The organism is Streptacidiphilus jiangxiensis (genome assembly GCF_900109465.1).
In the GTDB taxonomy this organism is placed as follows: Bacteria; Actinomycetota; Actinomycetes; order Streptomycetales; family Streptomycetaceae; genus Streptacidiphilus; species Streptacidiphilus jiangxiensis.
The window spans coordinates 106,382-132,085 of sequence record NZ_FOAZ01000017.1; the positions used below are offsets into that span (position 1 = coordinate 106,382).

23 protein-coding genes and 1 tRNA gene are annotated in these 25,704 nt (G+C 72.6%); 16 read left to right on the forward strand and 8 right to left on the reverse strand.

Going from position 1 to position 25,704, the window contains the following annotated elements; all coding sequences use genetic code 11:
- The first annotated feature begins 170 nt into the window (after positions 1-170).
- Positions 171-2,294, forward strand: a complete 2,124-nt coding sequence (locus BMY61_RS46545) for a ribonuclease E domain-containing protein (RefSeq protein WP_042443226.1) — start codon at positions 171-173, stop codon at positions 2,292-2,294.
- A gap of 36 nt (positions 2,295-2,330) precedes the next feature.
- Here the strand turns inward: BMY61_RS46545 and BMY61_RS28755 are convergent, their stop codons facing one another.
- Together BMY61_RS28755 and BMY61_RS28760 are read right to left on the reverse strand one after the other, a co-directional pair.
- A complete protein-coding gene (locus tag BMY61_RS28755) occupies positions 2,331-4,031 on the reverse strand; it encodes a DUF1003 domain-containing protein (RefSeq protein WP_052438363.1) in 1,701 nt (566 codons plus the stop codon).
- A 129-nt stretch (positions 4,032-4,160) separates the two neighbouring features.
- Positions 4,161-4,571 (reverse strand): hypothetical protein, encoded by a 411-nt coding sequence (locus BMY61_RS28760; protein ID WP_042443225.1) that lies wholly within the window; start codon positions 4,569-4,571, stop codon positions 4,161-4,163.
- Positions 4,572-4,648: 77 nt separating this feature from the next.
- Here BMY61_RS28760 and BMY61_RS28765 point away from each other — a divergent pair, with 77 nt between their 5' ends.
- From BMY61_RS28765 to BMY61_RS28775, 3 genes are all read left to right on the forward strand, one after another.
- On the forward strand, positions 4,649-5,143 hold the full coding sequence (locus BMY61_RS28765) for a MarR family winged helix-turn-helix transcriptional regulator (protein ID WP_042443223.1): 495 nt from the start codon (positions 4,649-4,651) through the stop codon (positions 5,141-5,143).
- Between the two features lie 67 nt (positions 5,144-5,210).
- Entirely contained in the window at positions 5,211-7,031 is a 1,821-nt protein-coding gene (locus tag BMY61_RS28770; RefSeq protein ID WP_042443221.1) for a chloride channel protein, read from the forward strand.
- 74 nt (positions 7,032-7,105) lie between these two features.
- A tRNA-Met gene (locus BMY61_RS28775) sits at positions 7,106-7,182 on the forward strand.
- Positions 7,183-7,246: 64 nt separating this feature from the next.
- Here BMY61_RS28775 and BMY61_RS28780 read toward each other — a convergent pair.
- The 3 genes from BMY61_RS28780 to BMY61_RS28795 form a co-directional block, all read right to left on the reverse strand.
- Positions 7,247-8,695 (reverse strand): Ig domain-containing protein, encoded by a 1,449-nt coding sequence (locus BMY61_RS28780; protein WP_063773184.1) that lies wholly within the window; start codon positions 8,693-8,695, stop codon positions 7,247-7,249.
- A gap of 296 nt (positions 8,696-8,991) precedes the next feature.
- Positions 8,992-11,142, reverse strand: coding sequence for a putative Ig domain-containing protein (locus BMY61_RS47955; protein WP_236655876.1), 2,151 nt, complete (start codon positions 11,140-11,142; stop codon positions 8,992-8,994).
- 360 nt (positions 11,143-11,502) lie between these two features.
- Positions 11,503-12,099 (reverse strand): PadR family transcriptional regulator, encoded by a 597-nt coding sequence (locus BMY61_RS28795; protein WP_042443220.1) that lies wholly within the window; start codon positions 12,097-12,099, stop codon positions 11,503-11,505.
- Between the two features lie 92 nt (positions 12,100-12,191).
- On the opposite strand from BMY61_RS28795, the gene BMY61_RS28800 reads away from it, so the two are divergent.
- The 3 genes from BMY61_RS28800 to BMY61_RS28810 are packed head-to-tail and all read left to right on the forward strand — an operon-like array spanning position 12,192 to position 15,063.
- Positions 12,192-13,328 carry an LLM class flavin-dependent oxidoreductase gene (locus BMY61_RS28800; protein ID WP_042443219.1) on the forward strand — a complete coding sequence of 379 codons (1,137 nt, stop codon included), beginning with the start codon at positions 12,192-12,194 and terminating at the stop codon, positions 13,326-13,328.
- Entirely contained in the window at positions 13,325-14,113 is a 789-nt protein-coding gene (locus BMY61_RS28805) for an SDR family NAD(P)-dependent oxidoreductase (protein WP_042443218.1), read from the forward strand. Before BMY61_RS28800 ends, BMY61_RS28805 begins: the two co-directional genes overlap by 4 nt.
- The gene (locus BMY61_RS28810) at positions 14,113-15,063 is read left to right on the forward strand and encodes an alpha/beta hydrolase (protein ID WP_075004101.1); all 951 of its coding nucleotides are present in this window, start codon (positions 14,113-14,115) and stop codon (positions 15,061-15,063) included. The genes BMY61_RS28805 and BMY61_RS28810 overlap by 1 nt, the downstream gene beginning before the upstream one ends.
- A gap of 36 nt (positions 15,064-15,099) precedes the next feature.
- On the opposite strand, the gene BMY61_RS28815 is transcribed toward BMY61_RS28810, so the two are convergent.
- Positions 15,100-15,522 carry a hypothetical protein gene (locus BMY61_RS28815; RefSeq protein WP_143094568.1) on the reverse strand — a complete coding sequence of 141 codons (423 nt, stop codon included), beginning with the start codon at positions 15,520-15,522 and terminating at the stop codon, positions 15,100-15,102.
- A 228-nt stretch (positions 15,523-15,750) separates the two neighbouring features.
- On the opposite strand from BMY61_RS28815, the gene BMY61_RS28820 reads away from it, so the two are divergent.
- The 4 genes from BMY61_RS28820 (at position 15,751) to BMY61_RS28835 (ending at position 19,561) form a co-directional block, all read left to right on the forward strand.
- Complete coding sequence (locus tag BMY61_RS28820; RefSeq protein ID WP_075004107.1) at positions 15,751-16,173, forward strand: HIT family protein; 423 nt, start codon at positions 15,751-15,753, stop codon at positions 16,171-16,173.
- A gap of 86 nt (positions 16,174-16,259) precedes the next feature.
- Positions 16,260-17,627, forward strand: coding sequence for a GH1 family beta-glucosidase (locus BMY61_RS28825; RefSeq protein ID WP_042443210.1), 1,368 nt, complete (start codon positions 16,260-16,262; stop codon positions 17,625-17,627).
- Positions 17,628-17,701: 74 nt separating this feature from the next.
- Positions 17,702-18,967 (forward strand): MFS transporter, encoded by a 1,266-nt coding sequence (locus tag BMY61_RS28830; RefSeq protein WP_042443208.1) that lies wholly within the window; start codon positions 17,702-17,704, stop codon positions 18,965-18,967.
- A gap of 36 nt (positions 18,968-19,003) precedes the next feature.
- Positions 19,004-19,561, forward strand: coding sequence for a DUF421 domain-containing protein (locus BMY61_RS28835; protein WP_042443206.1), 558 nt, complete (start codon positions 19,004-19,006; stop codon positions 19,559-19,561).
- Here the strand turns inward: BMY61_RS28835 and BMY61_RS28840 are convergent.
- Positions 19,555-20,973, reverse strand: coding sequence for a hypothetical protein (locus tag BMY61_RS28840; protein ID WP_052438360.1), 1,419 nt, complete (start codon positions 20,971-20,973; stop codon positions 19,555-19,557). The two genes, BMY61_RS28835 and BMY61_RS28840, sit on opposite strands and share 7 nt — an antisense overlap.
- Positions 20,974-21,160: 187 nt before the next feature.
- Between BMY61_RS28840 and BMY61_RS28845 the strand changes: the two genes are divergently transcribed.
- From BMY61_RS28845 to BMY61_RS28855, 3 genes are all read left to right on the forward strand, one after another.
- Positions 21,161-21,856 carry a DedA family protein gene (locus BMY61_RS28845; RefSeq protein WP_052438359.1) on the forward strand — a complete coding sequence of 232 codons (696 nt, stop codon included), beginning with the start codon at positions 21,161-21,163 and terminating at the stop codon, positions 21,854-21,856.
- A gap of 66 nt (positions 21,857-21,922) precedes the next feature.
- On the forward strand, positions 21,923-22,411 hold the full coding sequence (locus BMY61_RS28850; protein ID WP_042443204.1) for a MarR family winged helix-turn-helix transcriptional regulator: 489 nt from the start codon (positions 21,923-21,925) through the stop codon (positions 22,409-22,411).
- A gap of 7 nt (positions 22,412-22,418) precedes the next feature.
- Positions 22,419-23,516: an MFS transporter gene (locus tag BMY61_RS28855; RefSeq protein WP_052438358.1), complete on the forward strand. Its 1,098-nt coding sequence runs from the start codon at positions 22,419-22,421 to the stop codon at positions 23,514-23,516.
- A 21-nt stretch (positions 23,517-23,537) separates the two neighbouring features.
- Here the strand turns inward: BMY61_RS28855 and BMY61_RS28860 are convergent, their stop codons facing one another.
- Entirely contained in the window at positions 23,538-24,491 is a 954-nt protein-coding gene (locus BMY61_RS28860; protein ID WP_042443203.1) for a GlxA family transcriptional regulator, read from the reverse strand.
- A gap of 93 nt (positions 24,492-24,584) precedes the next feature.
- On the opposite strand from BMY61_RS28860, the gene BMY61_RS28865 reads away from it, so the two are divergent.
- Together BMY61_RS28865 and BMY61_RS28870 are read left to right on the forward strand one after the other, a co-directional pair.
- Positions 24,585-24,767, forward strand: coding sequence for a hypothetical protein (locus tag BMY61_RS28865; protein WP_042443201.1), 183 nt, complete (start codon positions 24,585-24,587; stop codon positions 24,765-24,767).
- A gap of 93 nt (positions 24,768-24,860) precedes the next feature.
- Positions 24,861-25,667: a slipin family protein gene (locus BMY61_RS28870; protein ID WP_042443199.1), complete on the forward strand. Its 807-nt coding sequence runs from the start codon at positions 24,861-24,863 to the stop codon at positions 25,665-25,667.
- Positions 25,668-25,704: the final 37 nt, after the last annotated feature.

Genomic DNA, 25,704 nt, shown 5'->3' on the forward strand with positions numbered 1-25,704 from the left:
ACCTCGCCACACACCCCCCGGAGCAACGGCGACTATCCCACGCCCGGCTCACCTCGCGCGACGCGCCCGTGACGACTCGCGGGGACGTGCCCGACGCTGTGTCGGCCACTACCCCTATCGTGGTGGCCCACCGCCACCCGTCACCGACTCAGCCAGGGAACCATCCGCTTATGACTGTCGCCTCCGCCCACAGCAGCAGCGCCCTTCCCGCACCACTCCTGTCCCCCGAAGCCCGGGAGGACCTGCACCGTTACGCGGAGGCAGGCGGCTTCACCCTCCGCGCCGAGACCAACCCCTGGTACGCGGCGTTCGACTCCGTGGCCCGGATGGACGACGCCCGCGCCGCCTCCACGGTCCTCGCCGAGCTGCGCGGCCACCACGTCCCCGGCCTCCAGCAGGCCGCCGAACGGCTGGAATCCGTGCGCGGCCTGCGCACCCCCGCGACGGTCCACGAGACCGCGGCCGTCGTCGCCGTGCTCGCGCGGGTCCGCGCCACGCTCTCCGTCCTGCAGCCGCAGGCGTACGTCGCCTCCGCGGACACGCTGCACGCGCTGGCCGCCGCGACCGGGTCCGCCGCGTGGCGCACCGAGCAGGGCGTCAGCCAGTCCTGGTGGCGCCGCAGTCAGCTCGGCCGCCGGGCCCGCGCGCTCGCCGCGGGGCGCGCCCGCCGCGAGGACCTCCACCAGGCCCTCGGCGAGGCGTCCGCAGCGCGGGCCAAGTGGGCGTCCCTCACCGGCGACGACACCCCGCCGGCGCTCCCCCAGGACCTCACCTTCCTCGACGCGGCGGCGGACGCGGCGGAGGCGGCGCTCGCCGGCCTGGACGAGCTCTCCGCACTCCTCCAGCCCGGCACCGCGCTGGAGGAACTGCCCCTGGCGGACCTGGCCTCCCTCCTCGACGCCCTGGCGGCGGACGAGGGCACCCTCTACCGCCTCCCGCGCCTCCGCGAGCTCCACGACTCCCTCACGGCGCAGGGTCTCACCGACCTCCTCACCGAACTGACGGCGGAGCAGGCGGACGTGACCACCACGTCCTCCCTTCTCTCCCAGCGCAGTGCGCCTCCGGCGGAGTCCCTCCCGGACACGTCCACCCCCGCGGCGACCACGCCACAGACTGCGGAGGAGCCGGAGACCAAGGCCGAGGCCGAGGCCGAGGCGACCGCCGACCTCGAGCTCATCGACGCACCGGAGACCGACGCCGAAGCCAAGGCCGAGGCTGACCTGTTCGCCGAGGCCGAGCCGGAGGCCGACACCGAGCTCCTCACCGAGCCGGAGACCGAGCCCGAGGCCGCGGCGACCGCCGAGGCAGCAGGCGAGCTCCTCACCGAGCCGGAGACCGAGGCCGACACCGACGCGGCAGCCGAGCTGGTCACCGAGGACGGCGCCCCGGCTGACACAGAGCCGGAGGCCAGCACCGAGGTCGCTCAGGAGCCGGAGGCCAACGCGGACACCGACGCGGCAGCCGAGCTGGTCACTGAGGACGACGCCCCCGCTGACACAGAGCCCGAGGCCACCACCGAGGTCGAGCCGGAGGCCGACGCCGAACTCCTCACCGAGCCGGAGACCGAGGCCGACGCCACGGCCGAGCCGGCTCAGGAGCCGGAGGCCGAGGCCGACAGCGACGCGGCAGCCGAGCTGGTCACCGAGGACGACGCCCCGGCTGACACAGAGCCCGAGGCCACCACCGAGGTCGAGCCGGAGACCGAGGCCGACGCCACGGCCGAGCCGGCTCAGGAGCCGGAGGCCGACGCCACGGCCGAGGCCGCTCAGGAGCCGGAGGCCGACGCCGACGCCGAGGCCGACGCGGACACCGACGCGGCAGCCGAACTGGTCACCGAGGACGACGCCCCCGCTGACACGGAGCCCGAGGCCACCACCGAGGTCGAGCCGGAGACCGAGGCCGCAAGCCCGAGCGTCGGTGGCGAGACGGAGGCGGCCGCGGAGCTCATCGCCGAGGGCGACGCTGGGCCCGTCACGGAGGCGGAGCCGGAGGCCGAGGCGGCCGCCGCCGACGTCGTGGCGCCGGTCGTGGAGCCTGTGGTGGAGGTTCCCGCTGAGGCCGCGCCGCAGGCGCAGGCGGGCGGCGGGAAGCCGGACATCACGCCCGGGCGACCCGTCACGGCGTACTCCGCCGCGCAGCTCGAAGCGCTCGTGCGGTGGATCGACGCCGACGGCGGTGGCAGCCTCTCCGACGAGGAGCTGCTGCGGGCGGCGATGAAGGAGCTGGGCTTCTCCCGGCTCGGGCCGCGCATCAAGGAGGCGCTCGGCGCCGCCATCTCCGCCGCGCGCGGCTGACACGCGGGTGCCGACCCAGCGGCCCGGCCGGACGCCTCAGGCGTCCGGCCGGGCCGCTGCTGCCACCGCCTCCATCGCCGCGGATTCGCGCGGCGTCCGCGGACGGGCGCCGAGACCGAAGAAGCCGCCTTCGTTGTTCGCCTCCGCGACGACCTCGGCGATGCGGACCAGGAAGGCGCGGAACTCCGCCAGCTCCGCGGGGGCGACCCGGGCGATGACGACACTCGCCGCGTGGACGGTCTCCAACGCGGGCTTCTCGTAGTCGGCGTAGCGGGCGTCGGGGCGCAGGCCGGTGTCGAAGGACGAGGCCGCCGCCAACTCCCGGATCAGCCGCCGGGGGTGGGAAACGCTCGCCTCGCGCAGCAACTGCACCATCGCGACGATCTCGTCGGCGTCGACGTCGCCCTCGGCGAGGGCGACCAGCACGCCGGAGACGATCAACGCCCGTTGCAGAGTGATCCAGTCGTCGGCGTGGAAGTCCAGCTCGCCCACCCCGTCGCCGCCGCCGGTCCGCAGCACCTGGAAGCCGACATCCGCCAGGACGGTCGGCAGGTAGCGGACCGCGTCGACCGCCTGCGCCCGTGCGCGCTGGGACAGTTCGTCCCACGGGACGCCCTGCGGCTGCTGCTCGTGCTCCAGTCGCGCGAGCACCTGGGCCTCCTGCTCCTCGAAGGCCACGAGCATCCCGGCGTCCGGCGAGTCCTCGCCCGTCGTGGGGAACATGAGGCAGCCGATCGCCGCCAGGCTCTCACCGACCCGGCGCGCGTGCGCACGGCTCGTCTCCCGTGACTCCTCCGGCAGTTCGTGCCAGGGTCGCAGCGCGGACCGTCCACCCGCGCCGGTCTCGGCCGCAGCCGCCTGCATCCGGCTCTGGTGCAGCGCCTGGGCGAGATGCTCGGTGACCTGTGTGGACGTGTAGTCGGAGAGGCTCTCCACGACACGGTCCTGGGCGACCAGGCGGGCCTTCATGCGTCGGCATTCGTGCAGGATCGCCTCGGCGTCGAGGAAGGTCTGTTCGGAGCGGCGGTCGCCCGCGAGGCTCAGCACCTTCTGGCCGACCATGATCACGATCATGAAGACGAGCTGCGCGAAGGTCGACAGGAAGGTCATGAACGCGAACGGGTACGGGTCGAACCGCTGGAAGCCGAGCTCGGCCATGCCGATCCAGACCACCTGCGTGCCGGCGGCGATGTAGAACGCGCCCATGCTGCCCAGGCGCTGGGTGAGCCACGCGGCGATCCTCCCGTTGGCGCCGACGACCTGGTCGATCGCCTGCGGGGGCGCCTGGACCCGGTGCCGACGGATCCACGGGTGCGGGGTGGAGTCCAGCAGGCTGGCACCGCGGCCGAGGACCCGGTCGTGGCGGTCGAGATGCGCCTGGAGGTCCGCGACCTGCGCGAAGATGGCCTCGGCGTTCTCGTAGGTCTGCACCGCCCGGCGGTCGGCGGCCACGCCGAGCACCCGCTGCCCGACCAGGATCACGGCGCACAGCACCAACTGCACGACGTTGTTCAGGAACAGCAGGAACGAGAACGGGTACGGGTCGACCCCGTGCAGCGGGCCCCAGGTGGCCAGGGCCATCCAGCCGCCGCAGAAGACGAGGGTGACGTAGAGGGCGGGCATCGAGCCCACGCCCTGGGTCAGCGCCGCGGCGATCGCGCCGTTGACGCCGACCCGCTCGTCGGAGACCGTGACCGGCTGCTTGGGCAGGACGGCCGCTGCGCCGACTTCACTCACACGTGCTCCCCGGATAGATCCGACGCGGTGGCCGTTCCGGCACCCGCGCATCCCTGCAATCTATCCGCATGCGTCCGACTGATCACGATCGCCTGACGAACGGCCAATCTCCCTGCCCCCGAAGGCCGGTCACTCCATGGCGGCGGTGCTCGGGCGGCGGGCGCGGGCCAAGCCGGCGGGCAGGGCGACGCGCTGGGCGTGGTCGAGCTCGCCGACGAGGGTCGCCTCGGTGGCACGGAGGTGGGCGAGGATCTCGTGGGCCGTGAGCGGACCCATTCCGGGGACGGCACGCAGCAGCGCGCCGAGCGACATACCGGCGGCCACGGCGTCGCCGCCGTCCCAGGCGTCGAGGCAGATGTGCGCGAGGCGGGCGGTGCCACCCTCGGCGACGGCGGCGAGCAGCAGCTCCTGGGCGCGGTGCAGCTCAGGACTGAGGGCGTCCGAGCCCGCCCCGGACCGGGCCGACGAACCACGACGGGCCCTGCGGGACGTGGCAGACGTGGCAGACGTGGCAGACGTACGAGACGTGCGACCGATCATGATCTCCGCCTTCCTCCGTGGCTTGCTGTATACAAGGCTACCTCTGGGCAAGTCTTGCTGCATGCAATACTTCTCCCATGGCCAATCAAGCGACTCGCACCCCGCAGGCGACCCCGAGCGCGGACGAGATCCAGGCGTTCCAGCGCGCGACCCGCGATCTGATCGGCGTTGCTCTGCACAGCCTGGAGGCTGCGGGCGGCGGCATCTCGCTGCCGCAGATGCGCATGCTGCTCGCGCTCGACGACCTCGGGCGATGCCCCTCCTCCACGGTGGCCCGCACGCTCGGACTCGGCGCGTCGTCCGTCACCCGGCTGGCGGACCGGCTGGTCGGATCGGGTCATGTGCTGCGCGGCTCGGACCCGCACCACCGCAGCGTGGTCACCCTGGAGCTCGCCCCGCTCGGGCAGACCCTGGTCGACCAGGTGCTGCGGTGGCGCGAGCAGGAGCTGGCACGGATCCTCGCGCGGATCCCCCCGATGCTCCGCGCCGCCACGGCCGACGGCCTGGACGCCTTCCACCAGGTCGTGGGTGAGGAGTACGCCGCCGACCTGCACGGGCCCGTCCCCCTCTGACACCCACCTGCCCCATGCCCGTCGCCCGTCCCTCACGAGCGGCGAGAAGAAGAGAAACCGGAGCAACATGCGTACCGCGCACGCCTCCACGCCCGTCCGCCTCGGTGACTTCACCGCCCGACCCCGGATGCTGGCCATCACGGCCCTCGCCCTGGTCGTCGGCGGCATCGGCTCGCTCGCCGCGCTCGCCCTGCTACGGCTGATCGGGCTGGTCACCAACCTCGTCTTCTACCAACGTCTCAGCACCGCACTGGTCGCACCCGGCGCGGTGCACCACCCCTGGTGGCTGGTGCTGGGCGCGCCCGTCGTCGGCGGCCTGGTCGTGGGCCTGATGGCCCGCTACGGCTCGGAGAAGATACGCGGGCACGGCATGCCGGAGGCGATCGAGGCGATCCTGACCGGCGGCAGCCGGGTCCAGCCGAAGGTCGCGGTGCTCAAGCCCGTCTCGGCCGCGATCAGCATCGGCACCGGCGGCCCGTTCGGCGCCGAGGGTCCGATCATCATGACCGGCGGCGCGATCGGGTCGATCCTGGCCCAGCTCCTGCACCTGACCGCGAACGAACGCAAGACGCTGCTGGTCTCCGGCGCCGCCGCCGGCATGGCGGCGACGTTCAACTCGCCGCTCGCCGCGATCCTGCTCGCGGTCGAGCTGCTGCTCTTCGAGTGGCGCCCACGCAGCTTCGTGCCGGTCGTCGCCGCCGTCTCGGTGGCGACGGTCTGCCGCGGCTACCTGCTCGGCACCGCGCCCGTCTTCCCGGTGAACGCCGCCGGTCTGCACCTGGACCCGACCCTCGACGTGCTGGCCGCGATCGTGGGGCTGACCGGCGGGGCGCTGGCCGTGGCCGCGACCTGGCTGGTCTACCGGGCCGAGGACACCTTCGCGCGACTGCCGTTCCACTGGATGTGGTGGCCCACCATCGGCGGCGCGGTCATCGGCCTCGGCGGCCTGATCGAGCCGCGCGCGCTCGGCGTCGGCTACGACGTCATCGACCAGCTGCTGACCGGCCGCGCCACGCTCGACCTGATCATCGGCATCCTGACCGTCAAGACGGTCATCTGGGCGCTCTCGCTCGGCTCGGGCACCTCCGGCGGCGTGCTCGCTCCGGTCTTCATGATCGGCGGCGCGCTGGGCGCCTGGGAGGGCATGCTCTTCCCGCACGCGATCCCCGGCTTCTGGGGCATCCTCGGCCTCGCCGCCGTGGTCGGCGGCGTCATGCGCTCGCCGCTCACCGGCGTCGTCTTCACCCTCGAGCTCACCCACGCCTGGGGCATGCTGCTCCCGCTGGTGGTCTCCGCCACGGCCGCCTACGCGCTGTCCGCGCTGGTGCTCAAGCGCTCGGTCCTGACCGAGAAGATCGCGCGGCGCGGCCTGCACCTCACTCGTGAGTACTCGACCGACCCGCTGGAGACCTTCTTCGCCCGTGAGGTGATGCTCCCGCTCGACGGCGGCGGGCTGCTCACCGAGCACGACGACGTCACCCGCGAGCGGATCGGCGCCCTCAGCGGGCCGGACGACGCACTGGTGCCGGTCGTGGACACCCTCGACGGCACGCTCGTGGGCGTCACCACCCGCCGCCGGCTGGCCGATGTCGCATCCCCGCACACCGTGCCGCCCACGGTCCGCGAGGCCACGTCGCCGTGCCGGTTGGTCGTTCACCAGGACCAGACACTGCGCCAGGTCGCCTACCTCTTCGCGGAGACGGGCCTCAGCAGCGCCCCGGTCGTCGACCCGGCGACGCGGCGCCCACTCGGCGTCATCACGCTGCGCCACCTCCTGCACGCCCGGCTCCACGACCTCACCGAGGAGCACCACCGCGAACGCGTCCTCCCCCGCCAGGCCACCGGCGAGCGTCCGGCCGCTCTCGGGTCCGTCACCACCGGCGGCTGAGGACTGCGGGCCGCGACCTGCAGGGAATCGATTTCGGGTACCGGGCCGGGCTCTGTTAGAGTCTGAATCACCGACGCGGGGTGGAGCAGCTCGGTAGCTCGCTGGGCTCATAACCCAGAGGTCGCAGGTTCAAATCCTGTCCCCGCTACCAAGGCCCTGGGGCCCGGCCGTCACGGCCGGGCCCCAGGGTTTTTCCATGCCCCGGGGCCCCTGGGTCAGTGCGCGCGCACGGTCCAGGTGAAGGTGGTGCGGGCCAGCGCACCCGTCGCGTCCTTGGCCTGGACGGTCACGTGGAACGTGCCGCGCAGGGTCGGACGGCCGGTGATCACACCGGTGCGGGCGTCGATGTGCAGACCGGCGGGCAGACCGGCCACCGTGTAGGTGAGGCGCGAGCCGGGAGCGCTGTCGTGCCCGATGACCGCGACGCGGACGGCGCGGCCCACAGGGCTGTTCTGGTTGGCGATGTGACCGACCGTCACAGCATGGGCGTTGGTGACGATCGGGTGCGAGCCCTCGCAGCCACCGGCGCCGTGGTTGGCGTCGTTCGCCCAGGTCGTCTGCACCGGGAAGGAGCCGGTGGACAGCGCCAGGTTGAACGAGGCGCCGACTCCGGTACGGACCCAGGCGCACTTGTCGCCGTTCTCGCCACCCGAGCTGTCGTTGTCGGTGATCCAGCCACCGCTCGTGAGCACCGGGGAGGTGGGGTTGGCGGAGTAGGGGAACTGGTCGGTGATCGTCTCGGCGTACTCGTGACCGCCGACGATGGTGACCCCGTCCAGCGCACCCGCCGCACCGTTGACGAAGCCGGCGCCGCAGCTCTTGCCGGCGTCGGTCAGGTAGGGCATGTTCGTGAACGCGACCGAACCCACCGGGGAGTTGACCGCGCCGCCGCCGTCCAGGCCCGGGTCGCCGGTGAAGTCGTGCCAGGCGCAGAAGTTACCGCTGGCGGTGTTGAAGCCGTCGGGCGTGGTGCCGGTCGGCGAGGTGATCACGTACTGGACGTTGCGGTTGACCGCGGCCGTGTTGTTGCCGAAGTGCTGGGCGGCCTTGACCGCCTCCTGCGCGATCTGGTTGGCGGTCGCGGCACCCGGCGCCAGGGCCGAGTCGTCGTACCAGACGCCGGCGAGCGCGCCGCCCGTCGGGTAGCCGACGTGGGCGCTGGTGGCGGGGCAGCTCTTGGCCCCGGTGGGGATGCCCTGGCAGTACTGGGTCATCACCCCGGACCACTTCTCGGCCTTGGTGCCGAGGCCCTTGAAGAAGGCCTGCTGGCGGGGGGCCATGCCGGCCGTGTCACCGGACAGGGTGGTGTAGCCGTTGCCGTCCTTCGCGGCGGTGCCCCACTGGGAGCCCCAGTAGATCACGTAGACCTTGGGCGCACCGGTGGTGACGCCGACCCCGCCGGTGCCGCCGTGGTAGGTCATCGGCTTGGTCTCGTTGGCCTTGCCGCCGCCCGCGGACAGCGGTGCCGTGGCGTGCAGCTCGTGTCCGGCCCCGAGCTGCGGGAACGCGCCGTGCCGGTAGGCGTGGCCGCCGACCCCCGAGGTGAGCGTGACCGGCGCGGCGGAGGCCGACGCGGTGGCAGGCAGGACCGCGACCGCGGTGGCCGCGACTATCGCGGCCGCAGCGGACCCGGCCATGAGGGTCTGGGTACGGGTGAACGCCATGCAGGAGTTCCTCTCGCTTCGTGTCGAGGGGTCCTGCGCACCGACGACCGGCCAGGACCCCGGACGCGCGGCGGGGCCGCCAGGGCCTGTCCGGGGGACGTCCGGTGATCCGCGCATCGATGGAACACCTTCTCGAATTCCACAGACCGGACGCACCCCCGCACCGGTGGACGTTTCACCCCCGAGACGGCTGGTTCTCCTCCCCCGACCGGGGGGTGTCACCTGGTCGTACGTCGCGAAGCGACACAGCGGCCCCCTCCCCGCGAACGAGGAGGGGGCCGCCAACTACTGCTGGATCAGGAGGCGTTCACGGCGGTGTCGTCGATGACGAAGCTGGTCTGCAGGCTCGCGTCCTCACTGCCGGTGAACTTGAGGGTGACGGTCTGTCCGGCGTAGCTGGACAGGTTGAAGGAGTGCTGGCTGTAGCCACTGTTGGCGTTCAGGTTCGAGTAGGTCGCCAGCGTGCCGAGGACACTGCCGGTGCTGCTCAGGACCTGGACCTTCAGGGTGTCGTACGCCGTGGTCGTGGTGGTCTCGTCGGTGTCGATGTGGAGCCAGAAGGAGAAGGTGTCGGTGCAGCCGGCCGGGACGGCCACCTTCTGGGCCAGGGTGTCGGTGTGGGTGGTGCCGTAGCCGTCCAGCCACGCGTTCCAGCTGCCGCTGTGGGCGGGCTCACTCGGACCGTTCTGGCCGATGACGCCGGCCGTGGCGGTCCAGGAGGCGCTGCCGGACTCGAAGCCGGGGTTGGCGAGCTTCTGGCCGGGGCTGGTGCAGCCGCCGCCACCGCTGGGGTTGATCGTCCAGCTGAAGGACGTCGAGCCGGACGCGGTGCCGGAGGTCGCGGTCACGGTCACGCTCGAGGTGGCCGCGGTGGTCGGCGTGCCGGAGATCAGACCGGAGGAGGAGATGGACAGGCCCGCCGGGAGGCCGGTCGCGGAGAAGGTCAGCGACTTGCCGGCCGAGTCCGTCGCCGAGATCTGCTTGGAGACCGCGGTGCCCACCGTGCCGGTCTGGCTACCGGGGTTGGTGACCGAGACGGTCTCCGTGCTCGACGGGTTGACCGTCCAGGTGAAGGACGTGGAGCCGGAGGCGCCGGTCGAGTCGGTCGCGGTGACCGAGACGGTGGAGGTGCCCGAGGCGGACGGCGTGCCGGAGATCAGGCCGGAGGAGGAGATGGACAGGCCCGCGGGCAGACCGGTGGCGGAGTAGGTCAGGCTCGCGCCACCCGAGTCCGAGCCGTTGATCTGCAGCGAGACGGCGGTGCCGACGGTGCCGGTCTGGTTGCCGGGGTTGGTCACCGTGACGGAGTTGCCGCCGTGGTTGACGATGGGGTGCGAGATGGCGCACGCGTTGGTGTCGTTGGACCAGCTGGCCTGCTCGGTGAAGGTGCCGGTGCCCATGGCGACGTTGGCGGCGCCGCCGGCCTGGCCCGCGGCGATCCAGGCGCACTCGTCGGAGTTCTCCTGACCCGAGCTGGTGTTGGTCCAGCCGCCCGCCGGGAACTGGTCCGACATCATCTCGTGCCACTCGTGGCCGAGGGTCATCGTCCAGCCGTCCAGCGTGCCGGGGCTGTTGACGAAGCCGACGCCACAGCCGGAGCCGGAGTCCATGTTGTAGGGCTGGTTGGAGAACGCCAGCGGCCCGTCGGGAGAGTTGACGGCGCCGCCGGTCAGCGAGGAGTCGCCGGTGTAGTCGTGCCAGGCGCAGTACTGACCCTGGTAGTTGTCCGGGTTGGTGCCGGTCGGCGAGAGGATCACGTAGTACGCGTGCCGGTTGGACGCGGCAGTGGTGTTGCCGAAGTGGGTGGCGGCCTTGACGGCCTCCTGGCCCAGCTGGTTGCCGGTCGCCGCGGACGGGGAGGCACCGGAGTTGTCGTACCAGACTCCGGACAGGATGCCGCCGCTCTGGTACGGGACGTAGCTGGCGCCGGAGGCCGGGCAGCTGGTCGCACCGGTCGCCACGCCGTTGCCGTCACACCACTGGGTCAGGTCCGCCGACCACAGCTCGTTGCCGGTACCGATGCCCTTGAACATCTCCTGGGTCACCGGGGCCGCGCCGTCCGGGTCGCCGGAGAACGTCGCGTCGCCGGAGCCGTTGGTGCTCTGCGTGCCCCACTGGCTGCCGTAGAAGACCAGGTAGACCTGCGACTTCCCGTCGTTGACACCGACCCCGCCGATGCCGCCACCGTACGACAGCGTGTTCGCGCTGGTCGCCGTCGGCGAGGCGTGCGAGGACGCCCACTGCTTCATCTTCGCGCCCTGTGCGACGGTCGGAATCACGCCATGACGGTACGCGTGGCCGGTGGCCGGGTTGTACGGATTGGCCGTCGCCGGGCTCGCCGCGCCGGCCACGGGGGCCAGGCCCAACGCCAGTGCGCCGGCCAGGGAGAACGTCGTCAGCCCGGTCAGGGCCGCACGCCGCACTCCACCACGAAGGGATATGCCCATCGTCGAGGGATCCTCTCTCATCGGCAGCCCGGTGGGCTGCCCGGGGGGATGGGAACGGGCAGGGAAGAGCGGAGACGGCAAGAAATGTCGTGCACGCATCAAAAGACAACGCGCACGGGTGCGATGCCGCCGTGACTCCAGAGCGTTTGCCTTGCCACCACATGTGGGGGTGCTGTGTCTTGCATGCAAAGAGAAGCAGGAGCCTGACACCGCGTCAACAAGGACAGAAGAGGGGATTTATCGGGCCAAAGATCACCTGTCGCGGCCGCGCGGGGACGCGCGAGGGCTCACCCCAGGTCAGCGCACGCGGCACCCGACGCGGCCCGGCGCGGAAGGGTGGGGCCGGGCGCCGGATTCACATCAATGCGACGGATCCTCGCCCGCCCGCGCGGCCAGCATCGCATCAAGGTCCACCCGCAGCCCCTCCATCAACTCCGCCTGGGCCGCGTAGTACCGCTCGGACCACTTGAGCGCCAACAGCGGATAGGCCCAGCCGGGCTCGTCCGCCGCCCGGGCCAGATCGGCGGCGGCCCGGGCGCGCAGCCCCTCGGCATCCGCCCGGTGGTCCTCCAGGGTCCGCCGCAGCCGGTCCGGCTGCGCCAGGTGGCCGAGCCAGAGCCGCAGCAGCGGCGGGTGCTTGAGCATCGGTGGATCCACGGGCGCCTCCCGCGCCCAGACGCGGACGGCGCCCAGGCCCGCATCCGTGATCCGGTAGAGCCGCTTGGGCCGGGCACCGGCCTCGGGCTCCACCAGCCGCGAGGTGACGCAGCCGGCGCCCTCCAGGCGCCGCAGCTCGGCGTAGATCTGGCTGAAGGACGGGCTCCAGTAGAAGTAGCGCAGCGAGGCGTCCGCCCACTTCTTCAGGTCGTAGCCGGAGAGCTCCTCGCCGAAGGAGAGCAGCCCGAGCACCGCCCAACTGGTCGCGGGCAGTTGGAGAGGGGCATCGTCGTCGGCCATGACCGCGAGTGTAGGCAGATCCCGGTGACTTCTCTTCCCTCTGCACGATATGACTGCTAGTCATATTTCACACCGGCATATCAGGAGGCTCCATGAAGTTCTCCATGATCTTCGAAGCCCAACTCGCCGACCCCACGCCCGAGCGCGAGCAGCAGTTGCTCCGCGACAGCGTGGAGCAGGCCGTTCTCGCCGAGGAGGCGGGCTTCGACCGCATCTGGGCGGTCGAGCACCACTCCCTCACCCAGTACGCGCACATGAGCGCGTCCGAGGTCTTCCTCGCCTTCGTGGCGGCGCGGACCTCGCGCATCCGGATCGGGCACGGCGTGGTCACCCTGCCCTTCGGCTACCAGCACCCGGTCCGCGTCGCCGAACGCGCCGCGATGCTGGACGTGCTCTCCGGCGGACGGGTCGACATCGGCGGCGGACGCGGCGCGACCCGTCAGGAGATGTCGATGTTCGGCGTCGACCCGGACGACACCTATCCCCAGCTCGAGGAGGCCCTGCGGATCATCTCCGCCGCCTGGCGCGAGGAGCGCTTCGAGTGGCACGGCGGCATCGACATCGGCCCCGGGGCCGTGCTGCCGCGCCCCGTCCAACATCCGCACCCGCCGCTCTTCCTGGCCTGCAGCAAACGCGAGACACTGCACGCCGCCGCCGAACTCGGGCTCGGCGCCCTGGTGCTGGGATTCGCCGGGGCCGAGGACGTGGCCGCGATGCGCGCGGTCTACGACGCGGCGATCGCCGGGCGCAGCGGCAACCGCCTCGTCTCCGACCAGGTCAACGACCACTTCGCGGCGCTGTGCCCGACCGTCGTGCTGGACGACGCGGAGCGCGCCTACCGCCTCGGGACGCGCGGGCAGCGCTTCTTCGCCGAGTCCATCGCCCACTGGTACGGCGGCGGGCCGGCACCCGACCCGGCCGGCTACGCGGAGGAGGAGGATCACGTCGGCGCGCTCGCCCGCGAGCGGGACCAGCTGGTGGCCAGGCTCCACGAGGCCCGCGTCCCCGTGCGCCCGAGCGCAACGGGCACCTTCAACGCCGACCACGCGTACGGCGACGCAGGCACCGCACTGGCCTACGTCGAGCGGCTGCGCGCGATCGGGGTGGACGAGGTCATCTGCCTGATCCAGATGGGCACGGTGCCGCAGGAGGTGTGCCTGGAGACCATCCGGCAGTGGGGCGAGCGGGTCATCCCGCAGATACGGGCGAAGGAGTTGGCGGGCGTATGAGCGGGCGTACGGGCGAGCGCACGAGCGGGCGTACCAGCGGCACCGCCGTTTCGCTGGACGGGAAGGTGGTCCTGCTCACCGGCGCGGCCAGGGGCCAGGGCGCGGAGGAGGCACGGCAGTTCGCCGCGTCCGGGGCGCGCGTGCTGCTGACCGACGTGCGGGAGGAGGAGGGACGTGCGCTGGCAGCCGAACTCGGGCGCGAGCACGCGGTGTTCGTCACCCACGACGTCACCGACGCGGACGACTGGGCCAAGGCGGTCGAGCAGGCGGTCACCGCCTTCGGGCGCCTGGACGGGCTGGTCAACAACGCCGGGGTCTGGCGTGCCACGCCCGTCGGCGAGGAGACCCGGGCCGGCTTCGAGGCGATGCTCAAGGTCAACCTGGTCGGCCCGTTCCTCGGCCTGCAGGCGGCGCTGCCCGCGCTGCGGGACGCGGGCGGCGGCTCGGTGGTCAACATCTCCTCGATCGCGGGCCTGACCGGCATCCGCGGCCACGCCGCTTACGGCTCCAGCAAGTTCGGCCTGCGCGGCCTCACCCGCTGCGCGGCGCTCGACCTCGCGGCCGACCGGATCCGGGTCAACTCCGTGCATCCGGGCGTCATCGACACCCCGATGCTGCCCGAGGCCACCCGGGCCGCGACCCAGTGGCCGCACATCCCGCTCGGCCGGATGGGGACGGCGGCGGAGGTGGGCGAGATCGTGGCCTTCCTGCTCTCGGACGCCTCCGCCTACGTCACCGGCGCCGAGTTCACCGTCGACGGCGGCTCCACGGCCGGGAGGAGTTGATGACGTCGGGCGACGACGCCCTGCCGCCGTCGGCACGGCGCCTGTGCGACGCGATGACGGCGGCCTTCCCCGACCCCGCCCGCGCGCCGCTGGAGGCGGCGGCGCTGCGCCGCGCGGCGAGCGGCGGAGTCGCCCCGCGCGGCGGGCCGTCACGCCCGCTGCACGCCGTCGGCCCGTGCGTGGGCGCGCCCGTGCCGACGCGCGCCTACGACCCGGGCGGGGCCGACGGCGGGCGCCCGCTCGTGGTCTTCCTGCACGGCGGCGGCTGGGTGCTGTCCGGGCTGGAGACGCACGACCGCCTCTGCCGCGAGCTCGCGGCGCGCACCGGCGCCCTGGTGCTCGCCGTGGACCACCGCGCTGCTCCCGAGCACCGCTTCCCCGCCGCCGCGGACGACGCGGCGGCGGGGCTCGGCTGGGCCCTGGCCGAGGCCGGACGCCTCGGCTGCGACCCCGGGCGCGTGGTCGTCGCGGGCGACTCCAGTGGCGGCAACCTCGCCGCGGCCGCGGCCCTGGCCCTCCGGGACTCCCCTGTGGCCCCGGGCCAGGGCCTGGCCGGGATGGCGCTGGTCTACCCCGTCCTGGACGCCCTCCTCGACGGCGAGTCCACGACGCGGTTCGCGACCGGCTACTTCCACACCATCGCCCACCAGCGCTGGTACTGGCAGCAGTACCTGGGCCCGGACGGCGACCCGTTCCACCCCCGGGCCTCCCCCGGCCTCGCCCCCGATCTGGCGGGGCTCCCGCCCACGCTGCTGCTCCTCGCCGACTGCGATCCGCTGCGCGACGAGTCCCTCCGCTTCGCCCGCCGCCTGGCCGTCGCGGAGGTCCCCGTCCGCGTGGACCTCCGCCCCGGCACCTTCCACGGCTTCCTGGGCTGTCTCGGCGCCCTCCCGGCCGCGGCGGACGCGCTGGACGGGTTGGCGCACTGGATCACCGAAAGGCGTCGCTGAGGCACGGGGCGGGCCCCAGCAGCCCTTCGGGGCTGCTCAGTCCTCGATCTGGATGTTCTGGCCGGAGCCGGCGCTCGAGGTCACGCCCATGGTGGTACCGGGCAGCACGTTGGTGCAGAGGACGATGGATCCGCTGCCGGAGTACCGGACGTACCCGGCCTGGCAGGCGCCCCAGTTCCCGTTGCCGTAGTAGAGCCAGCCCTCGTAGCTGACGCCGGCCTGGCCCTTCCACAGGTTGAGGTCCTGGCAGGTGGTCAGGGACGTGCTCGGCTTGGTGAAGGGCGTGCCGCCGTACCACTCGGGGAGACCGTGCGCGTTCGTGCCGGACGTCCCCGTCGTGCCGCTCGGGAACTGGCAGCGGACCGTCGCCGTCGCCGCCTCGGCCGGCGCGGTGGCGACCGCCGACACGCCCCCGATGAGCGCGATGGCCGACAGGCCGGTCACCATTCGCTGAGGCATCCTCATCTGCTTCCCCTCCTGGGAGTCGAGGCTCCGGGCCGGAGCACGCCGATCCTTGCCGGGTGGTCGTCCCGACGGCCAGAGCCGCCGACCAGATGACGGATTCCCGGGACGGCACCGCCGTGACCTGTGGGAACGCGGCAGCCGGTGCAGACGCCGGGGGACGGCCGCGACCGGGTGCCCGCGCGCCTGCTTGGCCGCCGCGCCGTGCCCGTCTTGAATCGGCACGTGGACTGCACGTTCTGCGCGATCGCCGCCGGTGAGGCCGAGGCCGCGGTCGAGACGGTGTTCGAGGACGAGCTCGTGGTGGCCTTTCTCGACCACCGGCCGCTCTTCCCGGGTCACGTGCTGGTGATCCCCCGCCGCCACGTGCGCACCCTGACCGACCTCACCGACGAGGAGGTCGGGCCGTTCTTCGTCCGGGTGCGGCGGGTCACCGCCGCCGTGGAACGCGGGATGGAGGCGAAGGGCAGCTTCGTCGCCATGAACAACCGGGTCAGCCAGTCCGTGCCGCACCTGCACGTGCACGTGGTGCCGCGGAATCCGCGCGACGGGCTGCGTGGGTTCTTCTGGCCGCGCACCCGCTATCCGAGCCCCGCGGCGGCGGCCACGACCGCCGCAGCCGTGCGAGCGGCCGTGACCCCGGACTGACCGGCCCATTGACAGACGGGTGGGTGGAGACGACACTACCGCCAAAACATGAGGAGATCTCATGTTCCCCCATGAGAGCGGTGCACATGACGACCACGTCCGCCGAGCCGAACCCCCTCCCCCGGTTCCCCGCCGACTTCGTCTGGGGCGCCTCGACCGCCGCCTACCAGATCGAGGGCGCCGCCGAGGAGGAGGGCAAGGGGCCGTCGATCTGGGACACCTTCGTCCGGCGCCAGGGCGCGGTCCGCGACGGACACACCGGGGACACGGCCTGCGACCACTACCACCGCTTCGGCGAGGACGTCGCGCTGATGCGACGGCTCGGGTTGGACGCCTACCGCTTCTCGATCTCCTGGCCCCGGGTGCTGCCGACCGGCGAGGGCAAGGTCGAAGCGCGCGGGCTGGACTTCTACGACCGGCTCGTCGACGCCCTGCTGGAGGCCGGGGTCGAACCGACCCCGACGCTGTTCCACTGGGACCTCCCACAGGCGCTCGAGGACGAGGGCGGCTGGATGTCCCGCGCGACAGCGCACCGGTTCGGCGAGTACGCCGCCGCCGTCGCGGGGCGGCTCGGGGACCGGGTGCGGCGGTGGATCACCCTCAACGAGCCGTTCGTGCACATGTCCTTCGGCTACGGCTTCGGCGTGCACGCGCCGGGCCGGGCCCTGCTGCTCGACGCCCTGCCCGTCGCCCACCACCAACTCCTCGGCCACGGTCTGGCCGTGGCGGCGATCCGTGCCGCCGCGCCGGACGCGCAGGTGCTCATCGCCAACAACTGCTCCCCGGTCCGACTCCGCTCCGACGCCGACGCCGCGACGGACCGTCAGGCCGCCGACGCCTACGACGTCCTGCACAACCGCCTCTTCAACGACCCGCTGCTGACCGGCGCCTACCCCGACCTCGGCGCCTACGGGCAGCCCGACCCGGGCTGGGGCGGCATCGTCCGGGACGGCGACCTCGACGTGATCGCCGCACCGCTGGACGGGCTGGGCATCAACTACTACAACCCGACCTGGGTCACCGCCCCCGCCGACCCGGCCGGCGGCCTGCCGTTCGACCTCGCCGAGCCCGAACAGGCCTACCCCCGGACCTCCTTCGACTGGCCGGTCGTCCCGGACGGCCTGACCGAGCTGCTCGTGGGCCTCAAGGCCCGCTACGGCACGGCGCTGCCGCCCGTCTGGATCACCGAGAACGGGTGCAGCGCGCCGGCCGGTCTCGAGGACCGCACCCGCATCGACTACCTGGCCGGCCACCTGGACGCGGTCGCCCGTGCCCGCGCCCAGGGCGTGGACGTGCGGGGGTACTTCACCTGGTCGCTGCTCGACAACTTCGAGTGGGCCGAGGGGTACCACCAGCGCTTCGGCCTGGTCGAGGTCGACTTCGCCACCCAGGCCCGCACCCCCCGGGCCAGCTTCGAGTGGTACCGCGCGCTGATCGCCTCGCAGAAGTCCTGAGTCACCGCGCACCGCACGCGCTCCACCGTCTGCACGCCCCCACACCCGGCACGACCAGGCACGAAGGAGCCGCCATGAGCCAGGCCCTGCAGGAGGAAGAGAGAGACGGCGCCGCCGTCCTGGACGAACCGACCGTCCCGGTGCGGGCCGGCTGGACGACGTCGCTCTCACTGGCCACGCTCGCGGTCTTCATGGCCTTCATGACGCCGATCCAGATCCTGCTGCCGCTCCAGCTCCAGCACATCGACCCGCACGGCAAGAGCGGGGCACTGTCCCTGGTCACCGGTCTCGGTGCGCTGGTCGCCGTCGTGGTCAACCCGCTCGCGGGCGCGCTGTCGGACCGGACCACCAGCCGCTTCGGCCGCCGACGGCCATGGGTCCTCGGCGGCGCGCTCGCCGGCGCGGCGGGGCTGGCCGTCACCGCGGCCCAGCACAGCGTCGCCGGGGTCGCCGTCGGCTGGTGCCTGGGGCAGGCCGGACTGAACGCCATGCTGGCCGGGGTCACCACCCCCATCGCCGACCGGGTGCCCCTCTCCCAGCGCGCCCAGGTCTCCGGCTGGACGGGCCTGATGCAGTCCTTCGGCCTCGTACTCGGCGCCCTGATCACCACCCTGCTGGTCACCGGCGTCTGGTCCGGCTACGGCACCCTCGCCGTGCTCACCGTCGTTCTGGCCCTCCCGTTCGTGCTGCGTCACCCCGAGCCCGCGCTGCCGCGCGCCCTGCGGCCCGCCTTCGACGGCCGGGCGTTCCTGCGCTCCTTCTGGGTCAGTCCCCGCCTGCACCCCGACTTCGGCTGGGCCTGGCTCACCCGTTTCCTGATCAACCTCGGCAACGCGCTGGGCACGCTCTACCTCTTCTACTTCCTCTCCGACGCCGTCCACTACGGCGACCCCGGCACGGGCGTGCTGATCCTGACGGTCGTCTACACGCTCTTCGCCGCGCTGACCGCGATACCCGTCGGCCGCGTCTCCGACCGCGTCGGGCGCCGGAAGTCGTTCGTCGTCCTGTGCTCCGTGGTGATGGCCGTCGCCGCGGTGCTGCTCGCCCTGGAGCACACCTGGCCGGCCGCGCTCGCCGCGGCTGCGGTCCTCGGCGCCGGCTACGGCGTCTACCTCGCCGTCGACCAGGCCCTGGTGACCCAGGTCCTGCCGCAGGCCCGCGACCGGGCCAAGGACCTCGGTGTCATCAACATCGCCAACTCCGGCCCCCAGGTCCTGGCCCCGGCCCTGGCCGCGCCGATCATCGCCAACCTCGGCGGCTACACCGGCCTCTACCTCGCCACCGCCCTGGTCACCCTCCTGGGCGGCCTCCTGGTCCGCCGCGTCCGCGGCGTGGCATAGGCGCTCCCCGACGACTCGCTGCCTACAGTGGCCGGGATGTGGAACGACATGTTCATCGCGGGCATCTCCTACGGCGAGAAGGCCGCGCGCACGATCATCGTCTACCTGGCCCTGCTGATCCTGCTCCGCATGGTCGGCAAGCGCGGGCTCGCGCAGCTCAACACCTTCGACCTGGTGGTGATGCTGCTGCTGTCGAACGTGGTCCAGAACGCGGTCATCGGCAACGACAACTCCGTCAGCGGCGGGCTGTTCGGCGCGGCCGTCCTGCTGCTGACGGACTCCGTGCTGGTGCGACAGGGCGCCAGGTGGCCGTGGTTCGCCCGGCTGCTGGAGGGCACACCGACGGTGCTGGCCGAGGACGGCGTCCTGAACCTGCCGGCGATGCGCCGACAGGGCATCTCCCGAGGGGACGTCAGCCTCGCCGTGCACACCCAGGGCGGCGACGGCATCGAGGAGACGTCCCTCGTCCAACTGGAGCCCGGTGGCTCGGTCCTGGTCCGTCTGCGGAAGGGCGACCAGGTCGCCGACAAGGACGACGTGGCCGCGCTCCGAGCCCTGCTCGAACGGATCGAGGCGCGGCTGCCGCCTCAGTAGCCGGCGGCCACGCCGTTGAAGACGTCGGCTCCGAAGTCCGAGGCCGTCGCCGCGAAGCCGAGGTGCTGCTTGACGCCGAGGAGGTCCTCGAAGGTGCGCAGCGCCGAGTAGTGGTTGTAGCCGCCGGTCGTGTCCACACTGCCGGGGGCGATCCAGAACCGGTTCAGCAGCACCGCGCCGATCCGGCCTCCTCCGGGCATCGTCCCGGTCGGCGGCTCCTGGCCGGGCGTCAGGCCGGTGACGCCGAGCAGTTGGTAGTAGGTCCTGCCGCCGAACGCCGGGATCGGGGTGTTGAGCAGCGGGGAGTAGCCGGGGTTCGCGCTGCCGGGGCCGGGCCGCTCGTCGTCGGCGGCCGCGGTGTCCGTCACCGCGCCCTCGTCGAAGGTGATCATGACGAGCATCGAACCGTCCCGGTAGGCGGGCGAGTTCAGGATCAGCGGCATCCACGCCTTCAGGAAGGCGTCCGCGCCGACGAGTCCGCCCGTCGTGGCCCCGGCGGCGTTGACGCCGGCGCAGGTGTCGTCGTGGCCGTCGTCGCACACGTTCGGGCTGACCAGGGCGAAACGCGGGGTGGTGAACGGGCCGGCCAGGTCCTGGGCCAGGTGGCCCGCATAGTGGTAGCCGCCCCCGGGCCGGGCGGTGGCGCTGCCCAGCGGGACCACGTGGCGTGCGCAGGAGGCCGCGTCGTCGGTGACGGAGTGGAAGTAGACGAACGGGTTGTGCCGGTCGACGTACTGGTCGGTGATGCTCGACTTCACCTGCGCGCCGGTGGCGTTGGGGCCCTCGGCGTTGTTCGTGTCGTCGGCGCCGGCGCCGGCGGTCTGGGTCGGGTGGGCACAGTCGGTGCCGCCGAGCGGGTCGGGCGTGCCGCCGTCGCGGGCGGGGTCGTTGCCCATGTCCTCGGCGTAGGCGCGCCAGGCAAGGGCGGTCGGCAGGCCGGGCAGGTCGGACGCGGACTGCAACTGGTCGCCGATCGTCGCCACCCCGGAGGGGTAGACGCAGCCCTGGCCGTCGACCTGGCCGGGGTAGCGCGCCTGGTCGGCGTCGGGTGTGCCGGGGCGGACGTCGAGGTAGGCGCCGCCGCCGGCGGTGGTGCAGTCGCTGCTGGTGAGCAGGTTCGGGGCCTGGCCGGAAATCTGGGCGAGGTAGTTGTCGAGGCTGACGTGGCCCACCCCGTCGTAGTTCGACAGCAGCTCGCCTTGCGGGAGCACCGTGCCGTTGAGGTAGGTCGCGGGTGAGCCGGGGCCGAAGGTCGAGGCGAAGCTCTCGTTCTCCAGGTCGATCACGAGCACGTGACCGATGGCTCCTGCGGGCGGCAGCGCGCCGTCGACGCCGTGGCGAGGACCGCCCGGGCCGTGGGCGGCGGCGGGCGTGGCGGCGGTGAGCGAGAGGACGAGCCCGGTGGCGGCCATCGCTAACAGGCCGGCGCGCGGGGGCGTGCGTCGCGTCATGAGGGTTCCTCGTTCCGTCGTTCCAGATCAGGAGGTGACACGTGTTATCAGACGCCCGGCAGCTTGGCCCTCCCGGCCGAAGAACGCAAGAGTCGTGACACCACCACGTCCGAGTCGCCGTCGCGCCCGCTTTCCGCCGATAAGTCCGATGACCACGTACGCTGTTCCGAACCACTGGCACGCGGAGCGGGGGCAGGGCATGACGGCGGGCGTGACCACGATGCTCCTCGCCCTCGACCCCGACGCCCCGGAGTCGATCGGCTACGTGGCACTGTTCCTGCTCGTCGCATTCGGGGCGGTCATCCCGATCGTGCCCACCGCGGCCCTGGTCGCCGCGACCGCCGTGGCCGCCTTCCACTCCTCGACGGCACCACTGGACGTGCCGATCGTCGTGGTCGCGGGCGCGCTCGGCGCGTGGTGCGGGGACGTGGCGCTGTACAGCCTGGCCGGCCGTGCCGAGAACCGGTGGGCGGGGCGGATCCAGGAGAAGCTCGAACAGAGCCGGCACGGCCACCGCGCCGGCAAGGCGCGGGCCCGCCTGGAGGCGCACGGCCCGGGCGCCCTCGTGATCGCCCGACTCATCCCCGGCGGCCGCGTCCCGACGTTCGCCGCCTGCCTGCTCTCGGGGTGGTCCGTCCGCCGGTTCGCGCCGGCCGACATCCCGGCCACGCTGGTCTGGTCGACCGTCTTCGTCGCCGTGGGCGTTCTCGGCGGCGCGCTCTTCGCCAAGCCGTGGCAGGGCATCCTCGCCGCCGTCCTGCTGGTCCTGGTCGCGGGCGCGGCCCCGCTCCTGTGGCGGCGCCGACGCGGCCACCACCATGACGCGGAGCAGGAACGGGCCTGAACGGCCCGGGGCAAAAGTTCGCTTCGCGGATCATCCGCAAGCTGACGAGATCGGTACCCTGGCACCATGACCACGCCCGTGCCCGCCCCCGCGGAGTTCGACCTCTCCCACCTGCTCGACCATGCCGGATACGTGCTGCGCACCCGAATGGCGGCGGCGCTCGCCGAGATCGATCTGACGCCGCGCATGCACTGCGTGCTGGTGCACGCCCTGGAGGAGGAGCGCACCCAGGCGCAGCTTGCCGAGATCGGCGGGATGGACAAGACGACCATGGTGGCCACCGTCGACGCCCTGGAGCAGGCGGGGCTGGCCGAGCGCCGCCCGTCCAGCGTCGACCGGCGGGCGCGGATCATCTCGGTCACCGAGGCGGGCGCGCGCGTCGCCGCGCAGAGCCGGCGCATCGTCGACGGCGTGCACGCCGAAGCTCTCTCCTCCCTCCCGCAGACGGAACGGACGTTGATCCTGGAGGCCCTGACCCGCCTGGTCGACGGCAGCCTGGCCACCCCGGCCGAGGGCGTCGCGTCCGTGCGCCGATCCCGGGAGCGCAAGGCCTGATCTCGACATGTTGGTGACCCTCTTCCCGGCACCCGCCGAACGGGCGCGCGCCCTGGGCGCGTTCGCGTTCACCGGGTCGGCGGGTGCGGCGCTCGGACAGGTGCTGGGCGGCGTGCTCACCGACACGCTCGGCTGGCAGTGGGTCTTCCTCGTCAACGTGCCGATCGGCGTCGCGGCCGTCCTGCTGGCCCTGCGGGCATTGCCCGACGAGCCGGGCACCGGGCTCTCCGGCGGCTCGGACGCACTCGGCGCCCTGCTGGTGACGGGAGGTGCGATGCTCGCGGTGTACTCCATCGTCCAGGCCCAGCAGCTCGGTTGGGCCTCGGGGCGGGTCCTGGCCCTGGCCGCCACCACGGTCGTGCTGCTCGCCGCCTTCGTGGTCCGCCAGGCCAGGGCCGCGACACCGCTGCTGCCGCCGCGGATCCTGCGCTCGCGTCGCACCGTCGGCGCCAACCTCATCCAACTGCTGATCCTGGCCACCATGTTCAGCTTCCAGGTGCAGGTGGCCCTGTACCTGCAGAAGGTGCTGCACCAGAGCGCGCTGGCGACGGGCCTGGCCATGCTCCCGGCCGCGCTCTCCATCGGCGCCGCCTCACTGGGCCTGTCCGCCCGGCTGATCGGGCGGTTCGGCGAACGCACGGTCCTGCTGGCCGGCCTGGCCGTGCTGCTCGTCGCCCGACTGCTGCTCCTGGGCATCCCCGCCCACGGCAGCCCCGTGGATCTGCTGCCGGTGATGCTGCTGTCGGGCAGTTTCGGCCTCGCCATGCCCGCACTCACCGGACTCGGCATGGCCGGGGTCGAACCGCGCGACGCGGGCGTCACCTCGGGCTTGTTCAACACCACCCAGCAACTCGGCGCGGCACTCGGCGTCGCGGCGCTCTCGTCCGTTGCCGCCACTCGCACCGCGCAGTTGACCCGCCCCGGGGTGACCACGGAGACGGCACTGACCGGCGGTTTCCATCTCGCCTTCGGCGTCGGCGCGGTGCTGCTGGCAGCCGCGATCGCGCTCACCGTCGCCCTGCCGCGCCACCGCCCGCAGGCCGGGGCCGCGTTCGTGACCGAGCCCGGAGCATCGGCCGACCAGCCGGTGCCGAACCATCACTGACCGGTCGTCACCGGCCGTGCGTCACCGCGCCTGCGCGAAGCTGCGCCGGTAGTCCGCCGGAGCGACGCCGACCGCCCGGCGGAAGTGGTGGCGCAGCATCGCCGCCGTGGCGAAGCCGCTGGCGCGGGCGATCTCCTCGACGCTCATCGGCGTCTGCTCCAGCAGCCGCCGCGCGTGCAGGATGCGCTGGGCGGAGAGCCAGCGGTGCGGCGTGGTGCCGGTCTCGGCGACGAAACGGCGGGCGAAGGTGCGCTCGGACATGTGGGCCTGACGGGCCAGGTCGGCGACGCTGTGCTCGCTGTCCAGCCGCTCGGAGAGCCAGGCGAGCAGCGGATCCAGACTGTCCGCGCAGTACTCCGGCACCGGCTGGACGATGAACTGCCGCTGTCCGCCGTCGCGCTGTGGGGGCACCACCATGCGTCGCGCAATCGCGGTGGCCGCCTCCGAGCCGAGCTCGCGACGCACCAGGTGCAGGGCGGCGTCGATACCGGCGGCCGTGCCGGCGCTGGTGATGATGGAGCCGTCGTCGACGTAGAGCACGTCACGGTCGAGCGCGGCCAGCGGGAACCGGCCGGCGAACTCGTCGGCGTGCCGCCAGTGGGTGGTGCACGGCCGCCCGTCCAGCAGTCCGGCCGCGGCCACGGCGAAGGCGCCGCTGCAGACCGTCAGCAACTGGGCGCCTCGGGCGTGCGCGGCGCGCAGCAGCTCCAGCAGCTCCAGCGGGTAACCGTCCCGGACGGCGTACGCGGGCACGCCGACGAGGTCCGCCTCCAGGGCGGCGTCGAACCCGTGAGTGGTCGTCATCGTCGTGCCGACGGTGGTCCGGACGGGCTCGCCGGGGCGGGGCGAGCAGACCCGGAAGTCGAAGGGCGGCACGCCGTCCTCGGTGCGGTCGATGCCGAAGACCTCGGCCAGCACGCCGAACTCGAAGGGGGCGAAATCGTCGATCAGGGCGACGGCGACGGTGCGCAGCATGCGGCCATGATACGGCGGGCTTGGCAGGATATCGATGTACGACGACTCTTCTGCCACTCGTGGCAGGATCTGGACGGACAGAGAATTCTTGCCATGGGCATCCTGATCCTCGTCGTCTTCATCGCTCTTCTGGTCCTCGGTCTGGAGCGCAACGCACGCCTCCGTAGCCGTCAACTCCCCACCGGGTCGGCCTGGTCCACCCCGCACGAAGCCCGCGACCGCGACACCGAGCGGGTCCGCGACGAACTGCGGGCCCGGGCTCGGGGACAGGCCTGAGGTCTGTCCGAGCGACGGTGCACAATGGCTCGCGGTCGAAGCCCCGGAGAAGCCGGGACGGGTCGACCGGTTCGCTTCGAGGAGTGAAGAGCCATGGTGTTGGCCGTCGTCGGTGTCGTCGCGGTGCTGGGCCTGATCGGCCTGTTGAACAGCCTGCGCGTGGTGCAGCAGTACGAGCGCGGCGTGGTGTTCCGGTTCGGGCGGGTGCGCGAGGCCGTCCGCCAGCCCGGACTGACGCTGCTGGTGCCGGTCCTGGACAAGATGCGCAAGGTCAACATCCAGACCGTCACCATGCCGGTGCCGTCCCAGGAGGGCATCACCCGTGACAACGTCTCGGTGCGCGTGGACGCGGTGCTGTACTTCCGGGTCGTCGACCCGGTGACCGCCTCCGTCAAGGTGCAGAACTACTCCTTCGCCGTGTCGCAGGTCGCCCAGACCTCGCTGCGATCGATGATCGGCAAGAGCGAGCTGGACGAACTGCTCTCCGGCCGCGAGGCGCTGCACCAGGGCCTCGAGGTGATGCTGGAGAGCCCGGCCGCCGAGTGGGGCATCCACATCGACCGCGTCGAGATCAAGGACGTGGCGCTGCCGGAGTCGATGAAGCGCTCGATGGCCCGTCAGGCCGAGGCGGACCGCGAGCGCCGGGCCCGCGTCATCACGGCGGAGGGCGAGCTGGAGGCCTCGCAGAAGCTCTCGCAGGCAGCGCAGGAGATGGCGGCCACACCCGCCGCGCTGCAGCTGCGCCTGCTGCAGACGGTGGTCGAGGTCGCGGCGGAGAAGAACTCGACGCTGGTCATGCCGTTCCCGGTCGAGCTGCTGCGCTTCTTCGACGCCGCGACCGCCGCTCCCGCGGCGCAGCCGCTGCCGACCCAGCGCCAGGAAGCCGTCGACGAGGACTGATCCGCACCACCGCGACCGCGCTGGCGCGGATTCGCCC

What these genes read in the sequence shown, in the direction of transcription:
- BMY61_RS46545 (WP_042443226.1), top strand. Translation starts at nt 171, where the DNA reads ATGACTGTCGCCTCCGCCCACAGCAGCAGCGCCCTTCCCGCACCACTC.
- BMY61_RS28760 (WP_042443225.1), bottom strand. Translation starts at nt 4,571, where the DNA reads ATGATCGGTCGCACGTCTCGTACGTCTGCCACGTCTGCCACGTCTGCC.
- BMY61_RS28765 (WP_042443223.1), top strand. Translation starts at nt 4,649, where the DNA reads ATGGCCAATCAAGCGACTCGCACCCCGCAGGCGACCCCGAGCGCGGAC.
- BMY61_RS28770 (WP_042443221.1), top strand. Translation starts at nt 5,211, where the DNA reads ATGCGTACCGCGCACGCCTCCACGCCCGTCCGCCTCGGTGACTTCACC.
- BMY61_RS28780 (WP_063773184.1), bottom strand. Translation starts at nt 8,695, where the DNA reads ATGGCGTTCACCCGTACCCAGACCCTCATGGCCGGGTCCGCTGCGGCC.
- BMY61_RS47955 (WP_236655876.1), bottom strand. Translation starts at nt 11,142, where the DNA reads ATGGGCATATCCCTTCGTGGTGGAGTGCGGCGTGCGGCCCTGACCGGG.
- BMY61_RS28795 (WP_042443220.1), bottom strand. Translation starts at nt 12,099, where the DNA reads ATGGCCGACGACGATGCCCCTCTCCAACTGCCCGCGACCAGTTGGGCG.
- BMY61_RS28800 (WP_042443219.1), top strand. Translation starts at nt 12,192, where the DNA reads ATGAAGTTCTCCATGATCTTCGAAGCCCAACTCGCCGACCCCACGCCC.
- BMY61_RS28805 (WP_042443218.1), top strand. Translation starts at nt 13,325, where the DNA reads ATGAGCGGGCGTACGGGCGAGCGCACGAGCGGGCGTACCAGCGGCACC.
- BMY61_RS28810 (WP_075004101.1), top strand. Translation starts at nt 14,113, where the DNA reads ATGACGTCGGGCGACGACGCCCTGCCGCCGTCGGCACGGCGCCTGTGC.
- BMY61_RS28815 (WP_143094568.1), bottom strand. Translation starts at nt 15,522, where the DNA reads ATGCCTCAGCGAATGGTGACCGGCCTGTCGGCCATCGCGCTCATCGGG.
- BMY61_RS28825 (WP_042443210.1), top strand. Translation starts at nt 16,260, where the DNA reads ATGACGACCACGTCCGCCGAGCCGAACCCCCTCCCCCGGTTCCCCGCC.
- BMY61_RS28830 (WP_042443208.1), top strand. Translation starts at nt 17,702, where the DNA reads ATGAGCCAGGCCCTGCAGGAGGAAGAGAGAGACGGCGCCGCCGTCCTG.
- BMY61_RS28835 (WP_042443206.1), top strand. Translation starts at nt 19,004, where the DNA reads ATGTGGAACGACATGTTCATCGCGGGCATCTCCTACGGCGAGAAGGCC.
- BMY61_RS28840 (WP_052438360.1), bottom strand. Translation starts at nt 20,973, where the DNA reads ATGGCCGCCACCGGGCTCGTCCTCTCGCTCACCGCCGCCACGCCCGCC.
- BMY61_RS28845 (WP_052438359.1), top strand. Translation starts at nt 21,161, where the DNA reads ATGACCACGTACGCTGTTCCGAACCACTGGCACGCGGAGCGGGGGCAG.
- BMY61_RS28850 (WP_042443204.1), top strand. Translation starts at nt 21,923, where the DNA reads ATGACCACGCCCGTGCCCGCCCCCGCGGAGTTCGACCTCTCCCACCTG.
- BMY61_RS28855 (WP_052438358.1), top strand. Translation starts at nt 22,419, where the DNA reads ATGTTGGTGACCCTCTTCCCGGCACCCGCCGAACGGGCGCGCGCCCTG.
- BMY61_RS28860 (WP_042443203.1), bottom strand. Translation starts at nt 24,491, where the DNA reads ATGCTGCGCACCGTCGCCGTCGCCCTGATCGACGATTTCGCCCCCTTC.
- BMY61_RS28865 (WP_042443201.1), top strand. Translation starts at nt 24,585, where the DNA reads ATGGGCATCCTGATCCTCGTCGTCTTCATCGCTCTTCTGGTCCTCGGT.
- BMY61_RS28870 (WP_042443199.1), top strand. Translation starts at nt 24,861, where the DNA reads ATGGTGTTGGCCGTCGTCGGTGTCGTCGCGGTGCTGGGCCTGATCGGC.